Origin of the sequence: Bacillus sp. BD59S (assembly GCF_007363175.1) — a bacterium.
Taxonomy (GTDB): Bacteria; Bacillota; Bacilli; order Bacillales; family Bacillaceae_G; genus Bacillus_A; species Bacillus_A pacificus.
Window position 1 is genome coordinate 2,558,172 of sequence record NZ_CP034686.1, and the last position, 15,500, is coordinate 2,573,671.

Genomic DNA, 15,500 nt, shown 5'->3' on the forward strand with positions numbered 1-15,500 from the left:
AAAACATTGTCTTTTTATCAAAGACAATGCTTTTTTAGTTTTACACTTGTACTTGTTGCACTTGTAAAACTTTCACAGTAAGATCCAGTACAATTTTCTCACGAAGAGTCTCAAATGATTCGTTTAATTCAGTTGGACAAGGAGAAAAGTCTAATTCAAAAAATTGAGCGCTAACTAATTCGCAATATGGTTGTTCGTTATAAAAAACAGTATTTTCAAAGAAGTATTTGTCTAAACGTGGTAAGTCACCGTTATTAGGATTAATAAAGTGAGATGTAGTATCTGAGGAAGAAGCTACTATTGCTAGTGATAGAAAATCTGTTTCTGTTAAATCTGCAAAACCAGAAAATGGAACATTTGCGATACGATCAAATAGTACTGAATTACATCCACTACCTGCATATTCAATGTTTTTACGAATATATCCTTGTACAAATAACTTTGCTCTTGTAACTCGGCGGTAATTTGTACCTGGTACTGGAGTGAATGCTACTGGAACTAACTTACACTGTGTTAAAAATACGTTTTTTAACACACGTTTAATTTCGGATGCTGCAGGTGCTAATGGAACATCTGATTCTACAACAATTTGAATTGTTCTTTCGGCTAATACCACTGGAATTTTTACAATCGGTGCTCCTGGTGTAAGAATTGGTGCTGCTGCCTCATCACTTAATGGTGTTTGGGTTTGTCCTACTACCTGACATGGTACATTAATTGGACATTGTTCACTCATAATATATAATCTCCTTTATAAAAAAAATTAGAGTTTTTCAACTCTCTATACTGTATATGTACTTTTTCTATTAATGCGTGGGTTTGTATCATAGTCACTTTTATCATTTGCAAAATAAGAGATTCATTTCCCCTTGATAGTTAAAAACACATATATTAATAAAAGGAGCCTATACTGATATCTACCTATATAAAATAGAATTTCTCGATTTTTTTCTGTTAGAGCTAATAGGTGTTCCAAAATTAATTTTTCAAGAGTCTTTTATTCGATCTAACAAAGGATAATATTTAATAAGAACCATTTACCGACTTTTTAATATCCACAAAATAGAAGATCACGACTAATTTATCTTTTTATAAAAAATAAAAACGGACTAAAAAAGCCAGTTTTTGCACTCAATATATTATAAAATATTCTTATTATTGAACTAATTATTTTATTTTTTAATGTTTTGATAGAGTTTTTAAAAATTCTATCAAAACATTCTAGTCATCTGTCTTTCCCTTTAAACTCTTTACTTTGTACACATCTTACACTCACTGTCCATTCATCTATTATCCACAAAATACGTATCATATGCCTTATCAAAAACATATCCTAGTTTTTCAGCTAGTTTTGCAGATGTAGTATTCGCTGCATCCCAGTTTGGGTATATCTCTTTTTCTAAACAGTCCAAGATTAGTGCTGCACTAACTACAGTTGCCAAACCTTTTCTTCTATGATTGTAATCAGTCGCAACTTCAATTTCAATTCCATCATTATAAATACTATACGAGGATGCACCGCATACAACTTCTCCATTATATAAAATGCTATAACCTATACCACGGTTTATATAATCTTCTACCGAATGAAATTGACTTGTAAAATCTTCAGATATCTTATGTAATGTAGGGCTATTTGCGATATGCTCATCTATTCTTCTTAACTCATATTCTTTTGGAAGTGTTGATATAAAAGATTGTAATTTTGAACGATTAAAAACTTCTGGATTTCGTTTGAATTTATAACGTAAAAACTTATCTATTTTTCTTTCATGGAATGTTTCTAAGCGTTGTTTCCACTCTTCACTATTTACGATAACTAAAATTCTTTCTGGAATATTACGTAATAACTCTTCTGTTTCTTTCGTATTTGGGTCTCCAGCGTAAAATGTAAAAATCCCTACCGTAACTTGTGCTACTGTTGGGTTTTCAAGATCATTTACCCAAGCAGTACCCATATGCCCTTGTAAATAAGAAAGTAAAACAACGTTATTGAAATCCTCAAACATAGAAACTAGTTTTTTTCTTGTATGTATATTCGCTTCATATATCATTTACATTCCCACCTTTTTTAGAATCAACTACTCTTAACATTTTCATGAGCGTTCCATAATTCGTATTCATATACACACCCATCTGTACATCATAAAAAGCCATTGACTATTAAATTAAAACTTCGAATATTTATAAAATATCAGTAAACATAAAATGATTATAACATCTACTAACTATGAAATGATCAACCTAAAAAATAAGTCAACAATAAATATATTTCTTACTCATTCACAAGCGTTTTGAAGAATCAATATAATTAATTATGTAATAACCCCCAACAATAGTTTGAGGGTTCATTTAAATACACATATTATAATTCAGTCTTATAAATAAAAGATTCCGACTCACCGTTTTTATATACTTTAGTCAATTTAACAACTGATTTGTACGTATTATCGTCATCCATTATCATTTTTTTCATCTCTTCTATTTCGGCATTACCAGTTCCACCCTCTATTTTTAAGCAGTTCGAAATGGAGAGAAATCCGCTTGATGCCAATATAAAAATAAAAATTGTATCAGGGAAATTAATAAATAATAATCCGTAGTTTAATGGATCTTCCGCTGGATGCGACAAAAGCAGTCGAAAACCTACTAGTTCAGGCACTTGAACAAAATCCCTAGAAACAATCGCCTCACCTACTATAGTAATTTGCTTTACTACATTCCCAAGTTCATCTGTAAATTCAGTACATCTAGGTGGATTAATTGTTGTTGCTTGTAAAGATACATTTACTTCAGAATTATTAAAATCAAAAAAGATTGTACTACCCTCCGTTAAACATTGCGGGCAAACATTTCCTAGCAAGCTAAAGTCCTCTTCAATATATTTAACTTTCGTTTTACAACTACAAACTTTTCCTATTCGAATTGCATCAATCTTTGAACAATCTACAAAAATAACCTCATCGTCCTCTTGTACGAAGGATACGATACCATTCCTCTTATTAAATGAAAGAAAATAAGATACAACAATTTCGTTTCCGGCAATTACAATACTCTCAACTTTTGTAAAAGGCTCTAGACTTCGCAAAAATTCACAAATATTATTTTGGCAGCATCTATCATTTCGCTTCGGCTCACAACCCACTTACACTCCATCCCTTCCCTATATGTTTTATCTCATACACATAATATGAGCGGGATATGAGAAAAGCTTGGACAATATAACTTTAACGTAGGAATATATTTACCTACTTATCGCATTAAAAATGAGTACTAACACATGAATTTCCCTATAAATACATATAACAATTTTATCTTTCATAAAAAAAACGTTATAATGAAGTGTAGCCTCTACGATTACGTTATAAAGGAGATTAAAACAATGGCTAAAATTAAAGTATACCAAGCAAAAGAAGAAAATATGGAAGCAGTAAAAAACATCATTGATGTTGAAGAACAAAATCCAACTGCTGAAAACTTACAAAATCTATACGCATGTGTATTAGATACTGAAGATATGGCATTGCCTGAATCATACATTGAAGAAGATATCTTAATTGATTCTATTGAAGTTATGGTAAACGCATCTCAAAGCAAAGAAAGAGACCTAGGTGCTTACGATGTAATCGAAGTTCAAAACAAAGGTAAGAAAACACAAATTTTATTATTAGCAGACGAAGAATACGAAATTATCGAAGGCTAATCTACATCCGTACATACGAAAAAGCTCCTTTCCAATTAGAAAGGAGCTTTTTCATTACGCTTTTGATGTTTCGCTCTTTTTATTCGTTTGTTGTTTCTTAATTACCATGCGCTCATTTCCCATAAAGAAAATAAATATGAATGCTAAACCAGCTGGTACCAATGCCCACATAAATGTTTGGACAATTGAGCTAGAAAGAGCGTCAATAATTTTATCTAATATTTGTGGTGGAATTTGAGATCTTGCCGATTCTGATAGAATAGCTCTTGAATCTCCTAAAGCGTTTGTATTCATTCCCCCGCTCATCCCTTTAAATGCTTCTTCTAATTGATCTTGGAAACCTGTTCTTTGGATCATTCCGAAGATTGTAATACCTAGTGTCATTCCTAATGAACGAATGAAGTTACTCGTTGAAGTTGCAGATCCACGCTGTTCCATACCGAAGTTATGAATTGAAGCCATACTTAGTACAGAGAATGAGAAACCTACTCCAAATCCGATAATAATCATATAAACCGTTAATAATGCACGACTTGTTTCTGGCGTTAATGTACTTAATAAGAATAATCCGATTAACATAATAACAGCAGAAATAATCATAATGTTTCGGTAGCTCAGCTTAGTCGTTAAAAATCCGCCTAACTGCGCTGTTACGACTGAACCTAGCATCATAGGTAAAAGTAATAATCCTGAGTTTGTTGCAGTCCCGCCGTATACACCTTGAATGAATAACGGAATATACACAGTTGCTGACATAAATGCAGCACCGTAACATAATGCAATAATGGTACTCATTCCGAATAAGCGTTGCTTAAACATCTCAAATGATATGATTGGCTCTTCTACTTTTCGTTCAATAAAAATAAATGCAATAATTAAAATAGCGAATCCACCAAATAAACTTAAAATAAAGCTAGAATCCCAATCATACTTTTGTCCGCCAAGTTCTAATGCAAACATTAAAGAAACTACTGCACCAACTAAAGTAATTGCGCCAAACCAATCAATTTTTTGCTTTCTATGAACTCGTGATTCTTTATAAAAGAATGTAATAAAAATAAGTGCTAAAACGCCAAGCGGTAGGTTAATATAAAATACCCAATGCCAGCTAATATAATCTGTAATATATGCGCCAAGTAACGGCCCGAAAATACTTGATAAACCAAATACCGCTCCGAATAAACCACCCATTTTCCCGCGCTTTTCAGGAGGGAAAATATCAAAAACGATAGTAAACGCGATCGGCACTAATGCCCCGCCGCCAATACCTTGAATGGCACGATAAATACCTAACTGTGTAATATTTTCAGCAGTACCACAAAGTGCCGAACCAATCATAAAAACGATTAAACCAAAAATAAAGAATCTCTTTCTACCATACATATCTGATAGTTTACCGAATATCGGCATGCCTGCCATTTCTGCGACCATATAGGCAGAAACGACCCATACAAAGTTTTCAAGACCTCCTAAGTCACCAACAATTGTTCCCATCGCTGTTACGACAATGGTATTATCCATTGATGCCATTAAAATACCTAGCAATAAGCCCGCCACAACAAAGCCGAGCTTATTATTCTTCTCAACCATAACCTTGCTCTCCCTCATACTACTTATATTTGTTTATGTTCTTTTACGACTGTATTACCCTTTTGATTAAAACTAGTATGATATTCTACAACACTAATTTCACAGCCAGGGCCAATTGTGACGTTGTTTCCTCTCACTACGTCAGCAATCGTATGTTCTAAATAAATATCATCTCCTTCCACAATTGAAGTTTGGAGGTTTCCAACATGACTAATAAAAGGAAGAAATCTCGCTTTTTTACGAATCGTAATGTTTTTACCACCAATTTCTCTTACCTTACTTCCTTCATAACGAAGTGAGATTTGAATATTTTCAGCATTAAGTAATCCATCACTTTCAAGACCACCAGTTAATGATAAATCTTCTACTTCAATATTTCCCCTAACATTTAAACCACCTTTTACATCGACAAAATCACCTGAAAACTTCCCAGCAATATCTATCATACCTCTAACTTTTGTTTTTTCAATATGTGCATCACCATGAATTTGTGTATTACCGTATACTTTTACATATTCTGCATCTACATTTCCTTGTACCTCACTATCTCCATACACAACATAATTTTTCACTTTCATATTACCCCGTACATCACTCGTGCCGTACGTTTTAAATTCATTACAGCTCATATCATTAGAAATCGTTCCTTCACCGCGAATCTTCACTTTATTATAATCTCCGCCTGCTGAATTGCCAGAACCATTTACTGTGAGACTATGTGGATGTTCCATATTGCTTTCTCCCTCCCATTAAACCTGCTTAATTTCTTTTACATTTGCGCTTTTATCAACAGTAAGAACACCCGTATATTCAATGAGTTCAATCTCACAGTTCGGCCCTACTGTAATATTGTTTCCTCTTACCGTTCTTATGTGAGCATAATCAATATCAATATTGTCACCTTCTAATAGTTCAGCTTCTAACTGCAAGCCAAATACTGTTTTAAATAGCCTACTTAATGTACCTGATCTATGTCTTACTTTAATCGTTTGACCACCAATTTCTTTCGCGCGACATGTACCGTGAATATTAATATTTATTTCATCAGCGCTTAATAATCCGCCAATTGTAAATTGTCCTTCTGAAGAAAAAGTATCTACTTCACAATTACCGTCAATTGTTGCTTGACCATTGACTTTAAATTCTTCACCTGTGACATTTCCACCTATCGTACCTTTTCCTGCAATTTTCAAACTATTTGCCTTTACATTTTGCGTAATTGTAGCTTTTCCATCAATTCGCATCGTTTCAGCATGAACTGTGCCATCGACTTTACCAGATCCGCTAATTCGTGCATTATTACTTTTCAAATCGCCAGTAACTGCTCCGTAACCGTTACATTCAAATTGCTCACATTCAACATTTCCATTCACAGTTCCTTTTCCGTTTAATTGCACTTTATGAAATTCGCCGCCATTCGATGAACCGTAACCATTTATAATCAAATTATCTGTACGCATACTTTCTCCTCCACTACAACAATTTAGTTTTTAATGCTTCGGTATATTTCATAATCGCTTCGCGTAAAACGATTTTGGTGCCTTTTTCAAAAATTAAGTCGTCCACGTTTGAAACTAATAAACATGTAGAAATCCCTAACTTTCGGATAATGATTAAGTCACACGTTTTATGTTTAATTGCTTCATAATTTTCACGTAAAACTTGCAAGACCATTTTTCCTTCTTCTAAACTAATCTCTCCCGATTGTAGCAATTCTTCTAACATGTACACATAAAGAATATCTACAAATTGAAACTCCGCTGTTTTATTCGTTTGTTCTATGAAAAATTGTAAAACTGGTTCTGATGCAATCCCCTTACGTAAAATGTCTTCCTTCGTTAAAAGAATTTCCCTCACACTCGGCGAAAACATATTTGCTAGTTCATCAAGTGATAGATCCTCTTTCATCGTTTGAATTTTATCAATACGCTCTAATATCTTTTCTTTCGGAAAAAATGTTTCCTGACCCGTGAATGTAGACTTTCGTACAAACCAATCTTCCGGTATTAAATTTTTTCTTTTCCACCTATATAATTGTCCATATGAAATACCAGTAAGTTCTAATAAATCTTTTTTTGAAATTAAATCTGTACTCAACTGTATAACACTCCTTCCTGATAACAATGTAACATAACACTGTTACGCTGTAAATAGACTTTTATCACAGGTAGCGTAACAATGTGTAAAACAACCCTGTTTCAAAAAAAAACAGGGTTCTCACGCATCTTATAAAATGCGTAAAAACCCTTATATATCAACATGTAAACCATATTTCATAAAAATCAATCCACCCTTGTGAATTAATCATTATATTTTGTACTTTTTCATGAGAAGTTACTTGTTGTTTGTTACGGTATAAAGGAATTATATGAATGTGACGTAACAAAGTGTCTTCAATATCGCGTAACAATGTAACTCTTTTCTCTACTTGTTCTTGTTTAAAATAAGAGGACAATGATTCATGAAAGTCCATGCTGCTTTGCCCATGAATAAAGCTGTTTTTTGTAAGAAACATATATAGTAAACTATCTTTTATTCGTTCGCTAATTGTCGCGCTATCATGCATCATATCCGCCTTTTGTATCGTACTTATTTCTAGCAGCTCTTCTATTTTAAGAAAATTATTTTCTACACGAATCCCGTACTTCTCACACTCTTTTTGTATCCATTGTGCATCTTCAACGTGATCTCGTCCTATAAATGTATAAAGTTGTAGCACTTCATTATGATACGTACTTTTCTTAATTAAACTTTCGATATCTTCCTCAATTTCTACTATGCTTTCATTTGCTAATATTAGTTTCTTTGCCACTTCTCCACGTTCTCCGCCGAGTTCTTGAATGATTTTATCGCCATGAATAATTTTATATAGCGCTTTTCGAAACAGTTCATCTTGCATTGGCCCTTCTTTTACAAGATTACACGTTACATATGTCACGTTCGATTCAAGCCGTGAAAGTTCTTTATTAAGATTTTCTTTATCTTTATACTGCGCCTTTACTAATACGTCATATGCATTTATATTTTGCTCCACATTCAATAGTTCAATTCGGTCAAGAAAAGGCCTTTCACGATAATATAAATCATGTACTTCTAATGCAAATAAATGTGTATTCTTCTCTCGTAATATAAAAGGCCCTGTACCTATGAAGTTTCCTGCTTCATCTTCAATTACGATAGAACACTGTTCTGCGCTTAGCATATGTAAAAACACCCTATTTACCGTATGTAATTGAATTTCAACAACAAATTCATCCACTGCACGGAAACTTTCAACATGTTGTAACATCCATGCGTGTGGATTGTTTTCAGCTTTCATAAATCGATTCAATGAATGTATAACATGATGTGCAGTAAGTCGTTTTCCATTATGAAGACGAACACCTTTTCGCAAATGAAAAGTCCATACCTTTTCAGCATCATTATATTCCCAGTGAAAAGCAAGCCTTGGTTCTATAGAGTTTGTTTCCTCATTTACATATACGAGTGTATCAAAAATATGTTTAACCATATGACATTCTGAGCGCATCGTAGCGTAAACCGGATCTAAAGCGATGTCCAGGTTCATTTGTACTTGCAAACGAAGTACGTCTTTTCTTCCTTCAGATGTCCGTTCTATTTGATGACCAAATATGGAATCTACCCAAGCTTCATACTCTTTCTTTACTACAGGAAATTGTGAGCTGTAGCGTTCTACAAATGAGATTCCACTTTTCACATCTCCTTTTTTCGTTAATTCTTTTCCTCTTTCTAAAATTAGTGGAACTGGTTGCTTTTGAAATATTAATTTAGAACGATTCCCTCTCCCGCGACCTGGAAACCAAGTGATCCAATGTAACTCTTCTAATTTTTTTATAATTAATTTACTATTACGCTCTGTACAAAATAATGTTTCTGCTATCATTTGTACGGTTACTTCTAATCGTTCTCCTTCTCGTCTCCCTTTACCGTAGACACACCATAGTTCAATATATTGATCTAAAATAAACATCATACTCCCCCTAAAAGGTGAAAAATACCCCCTTTTATTTCTACCCTTTTTCTCTTTCTCCTTTCATCTTATCATTTCAATATAGAAAGGAGGAATTAATATTGACCAATCTCTTACTACGTTATAACAAACCAATTATTATAAGAATGTGCGGCGAATTATTAACCCGAACAACAGAATCCATGTTAGCCATCATTATGATTATTTACGTTAATAAAATGTTAAACGGTAATATAATAATAACTATGCTAATTTTCGGATTACAACCACTTTCAGACATTGTATTTACACTTATTGCTGGAGGAGTGACTGATAAGTATGGGCGAAAGAAAATTATGTTACTAGGATTGTTACTACAGGGCGTTGCAATCGGTAGTTTCATTTTCGCTCAATCCGTTTTTATCTTTGCATTATTATACGTTATAAATGGTATTGGCCGTTCCTTATATATTCCTGCTCAACGTGCACAAATTGCTGATTTAACAAAACATGGGCAGCAAGCAGAAATTTTCTCTCTTCTGCAAACGATGGGAGCAATAGGTACTCTAATCGGTCCTTTAATTGGTACTATTTTTTATAAGACTCACCCTGAATATGTATTTATAGTGCAAAGCATTGCACTTATAGCATATGCAGTCGTTGTTTGGACGCAGCTTCCAGAAACTGCTCCGGCAATGACAACACCAACGCAAAAGCTTGAAGTATCATCTCCAAAGCAATTTGTACACAAACATTACGCCGTATTTGGACTAATGATTACTACACTTCCTATTAGCTTTTTTTATGCACAAACTGAAACAAATTATCTTATTTTCGTGAAACATACACTTCCGGATTTCGATCGCATACTCGTTTTTATTACAACATGCAAAGCTCTTATGGAAATCACTCTACAAGTTTTCCTTGTGAAAAGGTCTGAACAATTTTCTATGGCGAAAATCATACTTATTGCTTACACCTGCTTTACGATAGCTGCAATTGGCTATGGATTTTCAGCAACAATCTTGTCACTATTTTTCACATTACTCTTTTTAGTCATTGGAGAAAGTGTTGCTTTCAACCATTTACTTCGATTCGTTTCAGAAATCGCTCCTACAGATAAACGTGGATTGTATTTTTCAATTTACGGGTTACATTGGGATATATCTCGAACGTGTGGTCCTGTACTTGGTGCGGTTTTATTAAGTCAACTAAACGGTAGCATGCTATTTTATATTTGCGCTTGTTTCTTAATAGCTGGAGGCATTATTCAAGCACTGTTTATTCAAAATATCGAACGTAACAAAATGAAAAAAGACATTTCAGAGCATACTCCCCATGTTTTATAAGCTGCATTCCTCACCCTTTTAACAGTAAAAAGAAGGATGTGACAAAAGTCTCGATGACCTTTGTGACATCCTTCTTTATTACCCTGCCATTTTATTAATACTATCCTCAGGCGAAAATACCGAAATATGATTTACTTTACCAGTCGATTTTGGAATAATGAATTTTAACTCAAACTGATTGTTTACTTTATATACATATATTTTATCTTCACCATTTCCTTTAACTGAAGTTGGTTTTCCTAATGCTTTTTCTATTTCTTGTAATGTAATTGATTTTAGTTCTGCATGATAGGAGCGTACATCAAAAACTTGTGATCCTTTATTAAAACCGAAGGAAACATTTTTATTTGTAAAGGTAGCGTACATTCCATTTCCTGCTTGTTCCATTTTATCTGCTTTCCCCCACGCTTTTTCTATTTCTTCAATATCTCCTGTATGCGCTGCAAACGGAATGTTAGGTACTTTTCCTTCTTTCGATAGTTCAAACAATTCTTTAACGTGGTTAATTGATTTTTGATTGATTACTGTATCTTTCGTGCTTGGATCTGGCTTTGGGTTTGTTGATCCTTCATTATTTGATTTTTCATCAGGTTCTTTCTTTTCTTCAGAAGTATTATTCTGTTCATTTTTACTATTTTCTGTTGTTGGATCTGTTTCCTTTTTTTCGTCCGTTCCTTTACATGCTACTAATGCAAAAATGCATGTAAAAGCGAGAAATAACATACCTATCTTTACATACACTCTCATACATTTCAGCCCCCTATCATAATCTGATTCATGTCGATAACCAATCCATTACATCTCTTTTCAAATTGTGTTTGTTCCAAAAAGTAAATACTTCACTCTCGCCCAATGCTTGTGCAACATATTCTACAAAAGCTGTTCCTAAAAAATAACCGAGTCGGTTGTACCCAAAATATTGTCCACCAGATAACCGAAACCACTCTTTCTCTTTTTCAAACGTCCACCCTTCTATATAATCTTCCAAAAAACGTTTCTTTATTTGTTCTTCATTTTCTATAGAATATTGTAACCAACGTTCACCATCATCGTCATATGAGTAATACACTGATTCATTTAAACCTTTCACAATTTGCTTTGATACATATGTTGCAACACCTTCACGATACAAATTAACTGCCGCATCGGTCCACTCAGCTTTCTCCCAATCCATTCCATTATTTTGTAACATAACATTATGATATATATGCCCTATTTCGTGAGCAACAATAACACGAAGATGATTCAAATCTGGAGATAATTTTTCTACCGCAAAAAATATATCTCCAATGATCTCCCTCTCTACGAATGCATTAGATCCAAAAGCTCCAACAAATATGTGGAATTTCATATTTACATCAAAGCTATATTTATTACGATATTCATTCGTTATCTCTTGAATAATAGTCGGTAATGATTCTGCAATGATACGTATATCTTCTATTTTTGCGGGATATAGGTTAATGGCATTAGAAAGACGTTCTTTCGTTTTAGGACAATGATACTTAAAGTATTCTTCAAATATCTCTGGATGCGAAGTGCAGTATTGATTGAGGACTGCTAATTCTACGTCGGTGCTTTCCCATAAGTTTAAAAAACTTGGAATTGTATTGTTTATCATTTTTCCATCTCCTTATATATCCCTTCTCTCCATTTACGCTGCACTCCTTCCTTAAATAGAAAAAAGCTGCCCAAAAAGGACAGCTTTACATATGTATTTTTACACTTCGATTGACTTACCATCTTCAACAATATGATAAAGTAAGTGAGCTAAATGATGAATTGGACCGTACTCTTCCTCTTCTTCATCTGTTTCACCTTGGAACTCAAGATCGTTTAAGTATAGTGCTAAAAATTGATAGTAAAGTTTTAAATCAAATCCGTAGCACGCAGTTGGTTCTTCATGATCTCCTTCATATTGTAGCATTAAGTATTGATCATTTCCTTCTGCATCTTCTGCGTCAAAGAATACGAAGAATCCAACGTTTGTATCTAAATCAAATAGATGACGAGTACCCTTTTCTGTTGCTTTGTTGAAGTCCTCTTCACTTAATTTATGTACTGTTGTCGCTTTTGCATTATCTTCTTGATGAAAATTTACTGTAAATGTTTTCAATGCTGACACCTCCTGATTGTATAATACTAGCATAACATATAAAAAGGACTGCTTACAAATGTAAACAGTCCTTACATTCATTTTCGCATTGCTCGCAATAAGAAACTTACGATGAAGATTAAAATAATCGCACCAATTAAAGCTGGAATAATTGCATATCCACCGATTACTGGGCCGAAACTACCAAGTAATTTCCCACCAATCCAAGAACCAATAATACCAGCAATAATATTACCAATTACACCGCCTGGTACATCCCTACCAGTAATTAAGCTAGCAAGCCACCCTAATATACCACCAACGATTAAAGACCAAATCATATGATAACCTCCTTTATAGTTTACCAATCAAAATATAATTAGAAACAATTGCTTACCATTAGTTATGCTACATTTTTCATAAGTTATTCATACGGCTTCAACTATTAGATTATTTCAAAATAATGACCAACTAGTTTTTGGATTAGTAGTGGAAACCCTTCATATTTCTCCTATTATGGGCAATCAGGCTTCAATATTGTACGCATAAACTCTTCCTTAAATGCAGGATAGTTAAAACCAACCGCAATTCTTTGTATTGGCCGATCATCAAACCTTGTTGGCTCAGCTATTTTTCTAAAGTCAGCCACACTTTGCCCTCTTGTTACATCATTTGTCGTACTAATCCAAACTGCAGATTTTTTATATTCAAAAATATCATCATTTATAAATGAAATGAACGGAAGTAAATCGTGAATCGGGCTTCCAGCAATACCAGGGTATTCTTTTTTATAAAAATTCTCATAATAAAAATCAATCATTGGTTTAATAAGCTTTGCCTGCCCTGTTCCTTCTTTATTAATAACATCCACCATTTCAGGCGTAATTAGGGCCTGTTGCGTTACATTTAATGGATAAATAGTTGCATTCTTTGCGTACTTCATTACAATATTTGCAGCAATTGGATCTCCATAAAAATTTGCTTCTGATACAGGAGTAACGTTACCGGGAAATAAAAACGCACCGCCCATAATATAATACGAATATACTTTATCCATGACATTTGGATATATTAAAAATAATGTTGCCAATGTTGTTAATCGTCCTGTCGCTACGATAATAATATCTTCTGGACAAGGCTCAATTAATTTAATTAATTCACAAAAATTTTCCCGTTTACAAATCCTCATTTCAGGTGGAATAATTGGCCCTAAACCGTGATCCCCATGAATTTCAGGAAAGAACAAAGGTTCTTCAGCTGTCATCGGTCTTGCTGCACCCTCAATGATCTTTACTTCTGTAGCATAGTATCTTTCTAAAAAGTACACATTTTCCGTTACAATTTTTCGCGATACATTTCCATATTCAGCAACAATACCTATAATATCTAATTTACATGTTTTATTTGCATAAATTAACGCCACAGCATCATCAATACCAAAGTCTCCAAAAAAGATGATTTTCTTATTAACTATCCTCACCCCTCTTCAGCATAATCTACTATTATTATTATGTAAAAAAGACAAGGCTGTGAAACAGTGCAAACTAAAAAAGCCGCCTATTTATTGGCGACTTCAATCTTTTTATAAGATAAATATGCTAGTACATTCTTACTCGAATCATATTTTGGATTATTTCCTTTTCTCGGTTCTCTCATATGTGTTTTTTCAAATCCAGGAATATCTGGCATTTTCTCCATAAATTCAAGCATTTCTTCTTCAGTTCCTTCAATACGTACGCGAATCATTATTACTTTTCCTCTATTCTCATTTTCTCAGTACTAAGTATATCGTACTTTGAAAAGACTTCAAGAAATTTATCTTTTTAATGTCGCACTTTTTTTACATATAAACAATGCCATTTCAGTATAAAACGATATAATTTTATTATTTTCATATTGAATGTTAAAGAATTCTTGCATTTCAAGTGATGTTTTCATCATACATTCTGTTAACTTCTCTCGTTTTTGCAAAGGGACATTCATCATATCGCACCACCAGTCAAATTCAAATTTCTTGTCAAAGGTAAGACATGACTGCATTTGCAAACTATTTTTTTCTAACAAGGTAATCCATTCTGTTTTTTTCAACGCTCGTTCATGACTCGGATCCCGCTTTTTTTCTATAAAATTATAAAATGTATCGTATTCATTATTTTCCGGTGAAACATTATCTATTAAAATAAACAATCCATTATCTTCTAACGTCCGATTTACTTCATAAACAAACTGATCTGGATTCGTAAAATGATGTGCTGCAATTCGGCATGTTATCACATCAAATGAACGATCAGAAAACGGTAAACTTTCAGCATTTCCAGCGACAAAAGATACATTTTCATGTCCATTACTTATAATAAAGTTTTTCGCATTCTCTAACATTTTTTCTGTTAAGTCTAAGGCAACTACTTCTTGAAACAATGGAGCTAATACATTCGCAACATGTCCTCCGCCAGTAGCAATATCAAGAAGACGATTATTATGACGAGACTCAACTTGTTGAACTACATATTGTAAATCCGGTCCTTTAGCATGAATTTTACTTTTTACATACTTCTCCGCATTATTACCAAACTGTTGTTTCACAAGCTCTTCTTTACTCATTTTATCATCTTCTTTCTATTATTATTTACATATAGAATTCATATAATAATTAAAGTTCTCTTTATGTATTTTCAAATCCTCTTTTCAGCTCACTTCTTATCATACAGTCCTCCCCTACATAGTATCTATTTTCCGTTTTCATATTAAACAAAAAAAGGCTACGGGAACTTGTCCCCTAACCTAACTAAATAT

Annotated in this window: 17 protein-coding genes; 2 read left to right on the plus strand and 15 right to left on the minus strand. The window is 33.4% G+C overall.

Annotated elements, in window-relative coordinates; translation table 11 throughout:
• Positions 1-40: 40 nt before the first annotated feature.
• The 3 genes from EKQ63_RS15280 to EKQ63_RS15290 form a co-directional block, all read right to left on the minus strand.
• Positions 41-736: a CsxC family protein gene (locus EKQ63_RS15280; protein WP_087953397.1), complete on the minus strand. Its 696-nt coding sequence runs from the start codon at positions 734-736 to the stop codon at positions 41-43.
• A gap of 547 nt (positions 737-1,283) precedes the next feature.
• A complete protein-coding gene (locus EKQ63_RS15285; RefSeq protein ID WP_087953396.1) occupies positions 1,284-2,054 on the minus strand; it encodes a GNAT family N-acetyltransferase in 771 nt (256 codons plus the stop codon).
• A gap of 311 nt (positions 2,055-2,365) precedes the next feature.
• Positions 2,366-3,145, minus strand: a complete 780-nt coding sequence (locus EKQ63_RS15290; protein WP_087953395.1) for a BC_2878 family exosporium-associated protein — start codon at positions 3,143-3,145, stop codon at positions 2,366-2,368.
• 237 nt (positions 3,146-3,382) lie between these two features.
• Here EKQ63_RS15290 and EKQ63_RS15295 point away from each other — a divergent pair, with 237 nt between their 5' ends.
• The gene (locus tag EKQ63_RS15295) at positions 3,383-3,703 is read left to right on the plus strand and encodes a hypothetical protein (RefSeq protein ID WP_087953394.1); all 321 of its coding nucleotides are present in this window, start codon (positions 3,383-3,385) and stop codon (positions 3,701-3,703) included.
• Between the two features lie 54 nt (positions 3,704-3,757).
• Here EKQ63_RS15295 and EKQ63_RS15300 read toward each other — a convergent pair whose 3' ends face one another.
• The 5 genes from EKQ63_RS15300 to EKQ63_RS15320 all read right to left on the minus strand — a co-directional run bounded on the left by EKQ63_RS15300 (position 3,758) and on the right by EKQ63_RS15320 (position 9,284).
• Positions 3,758-5,293, minus strand: a complete 1,536-nt coding sequence (locus EKQ63_RS15300; protein ID WP_087997220.1) for an MDR family MFS transporter — start codon at positions 5,291-5,293, stop codon at positions 3,758-3,760.
• A 23-nt stretch (positions 5,294-5,316) separates the two neighbouring features.
• Positions 5,317-6,024, minus strand: a complete 708-nt coding sequence (locus EKQ63_RS15305; RefSeq protein ID WP_087997219.1) for a cytoplasmic protein — start codon at positions 6,022-6,024, stop codon at positions 5,317-5,319.
• Positions 6,025-6,042: 18 nt separating this feature from the next.
• Positions 6,043-6,753 (minus strand): bactofilin family protein, encoded by a 711-nt coding sequence (locus tag EKQ63_RS15310; protein WP_088327805.1) that lies wholly within the window; start codon positions 6,751-6,753, stop codon positions 6,043-6,045.
• Between the two features lie 13 nt (positions 6,754-6,766).
• Positions 6,767-7,390: a YhbD family protein gene (locus EKQ63_RS15315; protein WP_074610045.1), complete on the minus strand. Its 624-nt coding sequence runs from the start codon at positions 7,388-7,390 to the stop codon at positions 6,767-6,769.
• Between the two features lie 157 nt (positions 7,391-7,547).
• Entirely contained in the window at positions 7,548-9,284 is a 1,737-nt protein-coding gene (locus EKQ63_RS15320) for an ABC transporter substrate-binding protein (protein WP_143881224.1), read from the minus strand.
• A gap of 101 nt (positions 9,285-9,385) precedes the next feature.
• Between EKQ63_RS15320 and EKQ63_RS15325 the strand changes: the two genes are divergently transcribed.
• Complete coding sequence (locus tag EKQ63_RS15325) at positions 9,386-10,612, plus strand: MDR family MFS transporter (RefSeq protein WP_143881225.1); 1,227 nt, start codon at positions 9,386-9,388, stop codon at positions 10,610-10,612.
• A 78-nt stretch (positions 10,613-10,690) separates the two neighbouring features.
• On the opposite strand, the gene EKQ63_RS15330 is transcribed toward EKQ63_RS15325, so the two are convergent.
• From EKQ63_RS15330 to EKQ63_RS15360, 7 genes are all read right to left on the minus strand, one after another.
• A complete protein-coding gene (locus tag EKQ63_RS15330) occupies positions 10,691-11,359 on the minus strand; it encodes a YjgB family protein (protein WP_088327808.1) in 669 nt (222 codons plus the stop codon).
• Positions 11,360-11,387: 28 nt separating this feature from the next.
• The gene (locus EKQ63_RS15335; protein WP_143881226.1) at positions 11,388-12,233 is read right to left on the minus strand and encodes a DUF5700 domain-containing putative Zn-dependent protease; all 846 of its coding nucleotides are present in this window, start codon (positions 12,231-12,233) and stop codon (positions 11,388-11,390) included.
• Positions 12,234-12,332: 99 nt separating this feature from the next.
• Positions 12,333-12,728 (minus strand): hypothetical protein, encoded by a 396-nt coding sequence (locus EKQ63_RS15340; protein ID WP_000847587.1) that lies wholly within the window; start codon positions 12,726-12,728, stop codon positions 12,333-12,335.
• Positions 12,729-12,805: 77 nt separating this feature from the next.
• On the minus strand, positions 12,806-13,048 hold the full coding sequence (locus EKQ63_RS15345; RefSeq protein ID WP_000638307.1) for a GlsB/YeaQ/YmgE family stress response membrane protein: 243 nt from the start codon (positions 13,046-13,048) through the stop codon (positions 12,806-12,808).
• A gap of 173 nt (positions 13,049-13,221) precedes the next feature.
• The gene (locus tag EKQ63_RS15350; RefSeq protein WP_087997215.1) at positions 13,222-14,187 is read right to left on the minus strand and encodes a nucleoside hydrolase; all 966 of its coding nucleotides are present in this window, start codon (positions 14,185-14,187) and stop codon (positions 13,222-13,224) included.
• Between the two features lie 77 nt (positions 14,188-14,264).
• Positions 14,265-14,453, minus strand: coding sequence for a DUF3970 family protein (locus EKQ63_RS15355; protein WP_000621879.1), 189 nt, complete (start codon positions 14,451-14,453; stop codon positions 14,265-14,267).
• A gap of 69 nt (positions 14,454-14,522) precedes the next feature.
• On the minus strand, positions 14,523-15,308 hold the full coding sequence (locus EKQ63_RS15360; RefSeq protein ID WP_087953385.1) for a class I SAM-dependent methyltransferase: 786 nt from the start codon (positions 15,306-15,308) through the stop codon (positions 14,523-14,525).
• Positions 15,309-15,500: the final 192 nt, after the last annotated feature.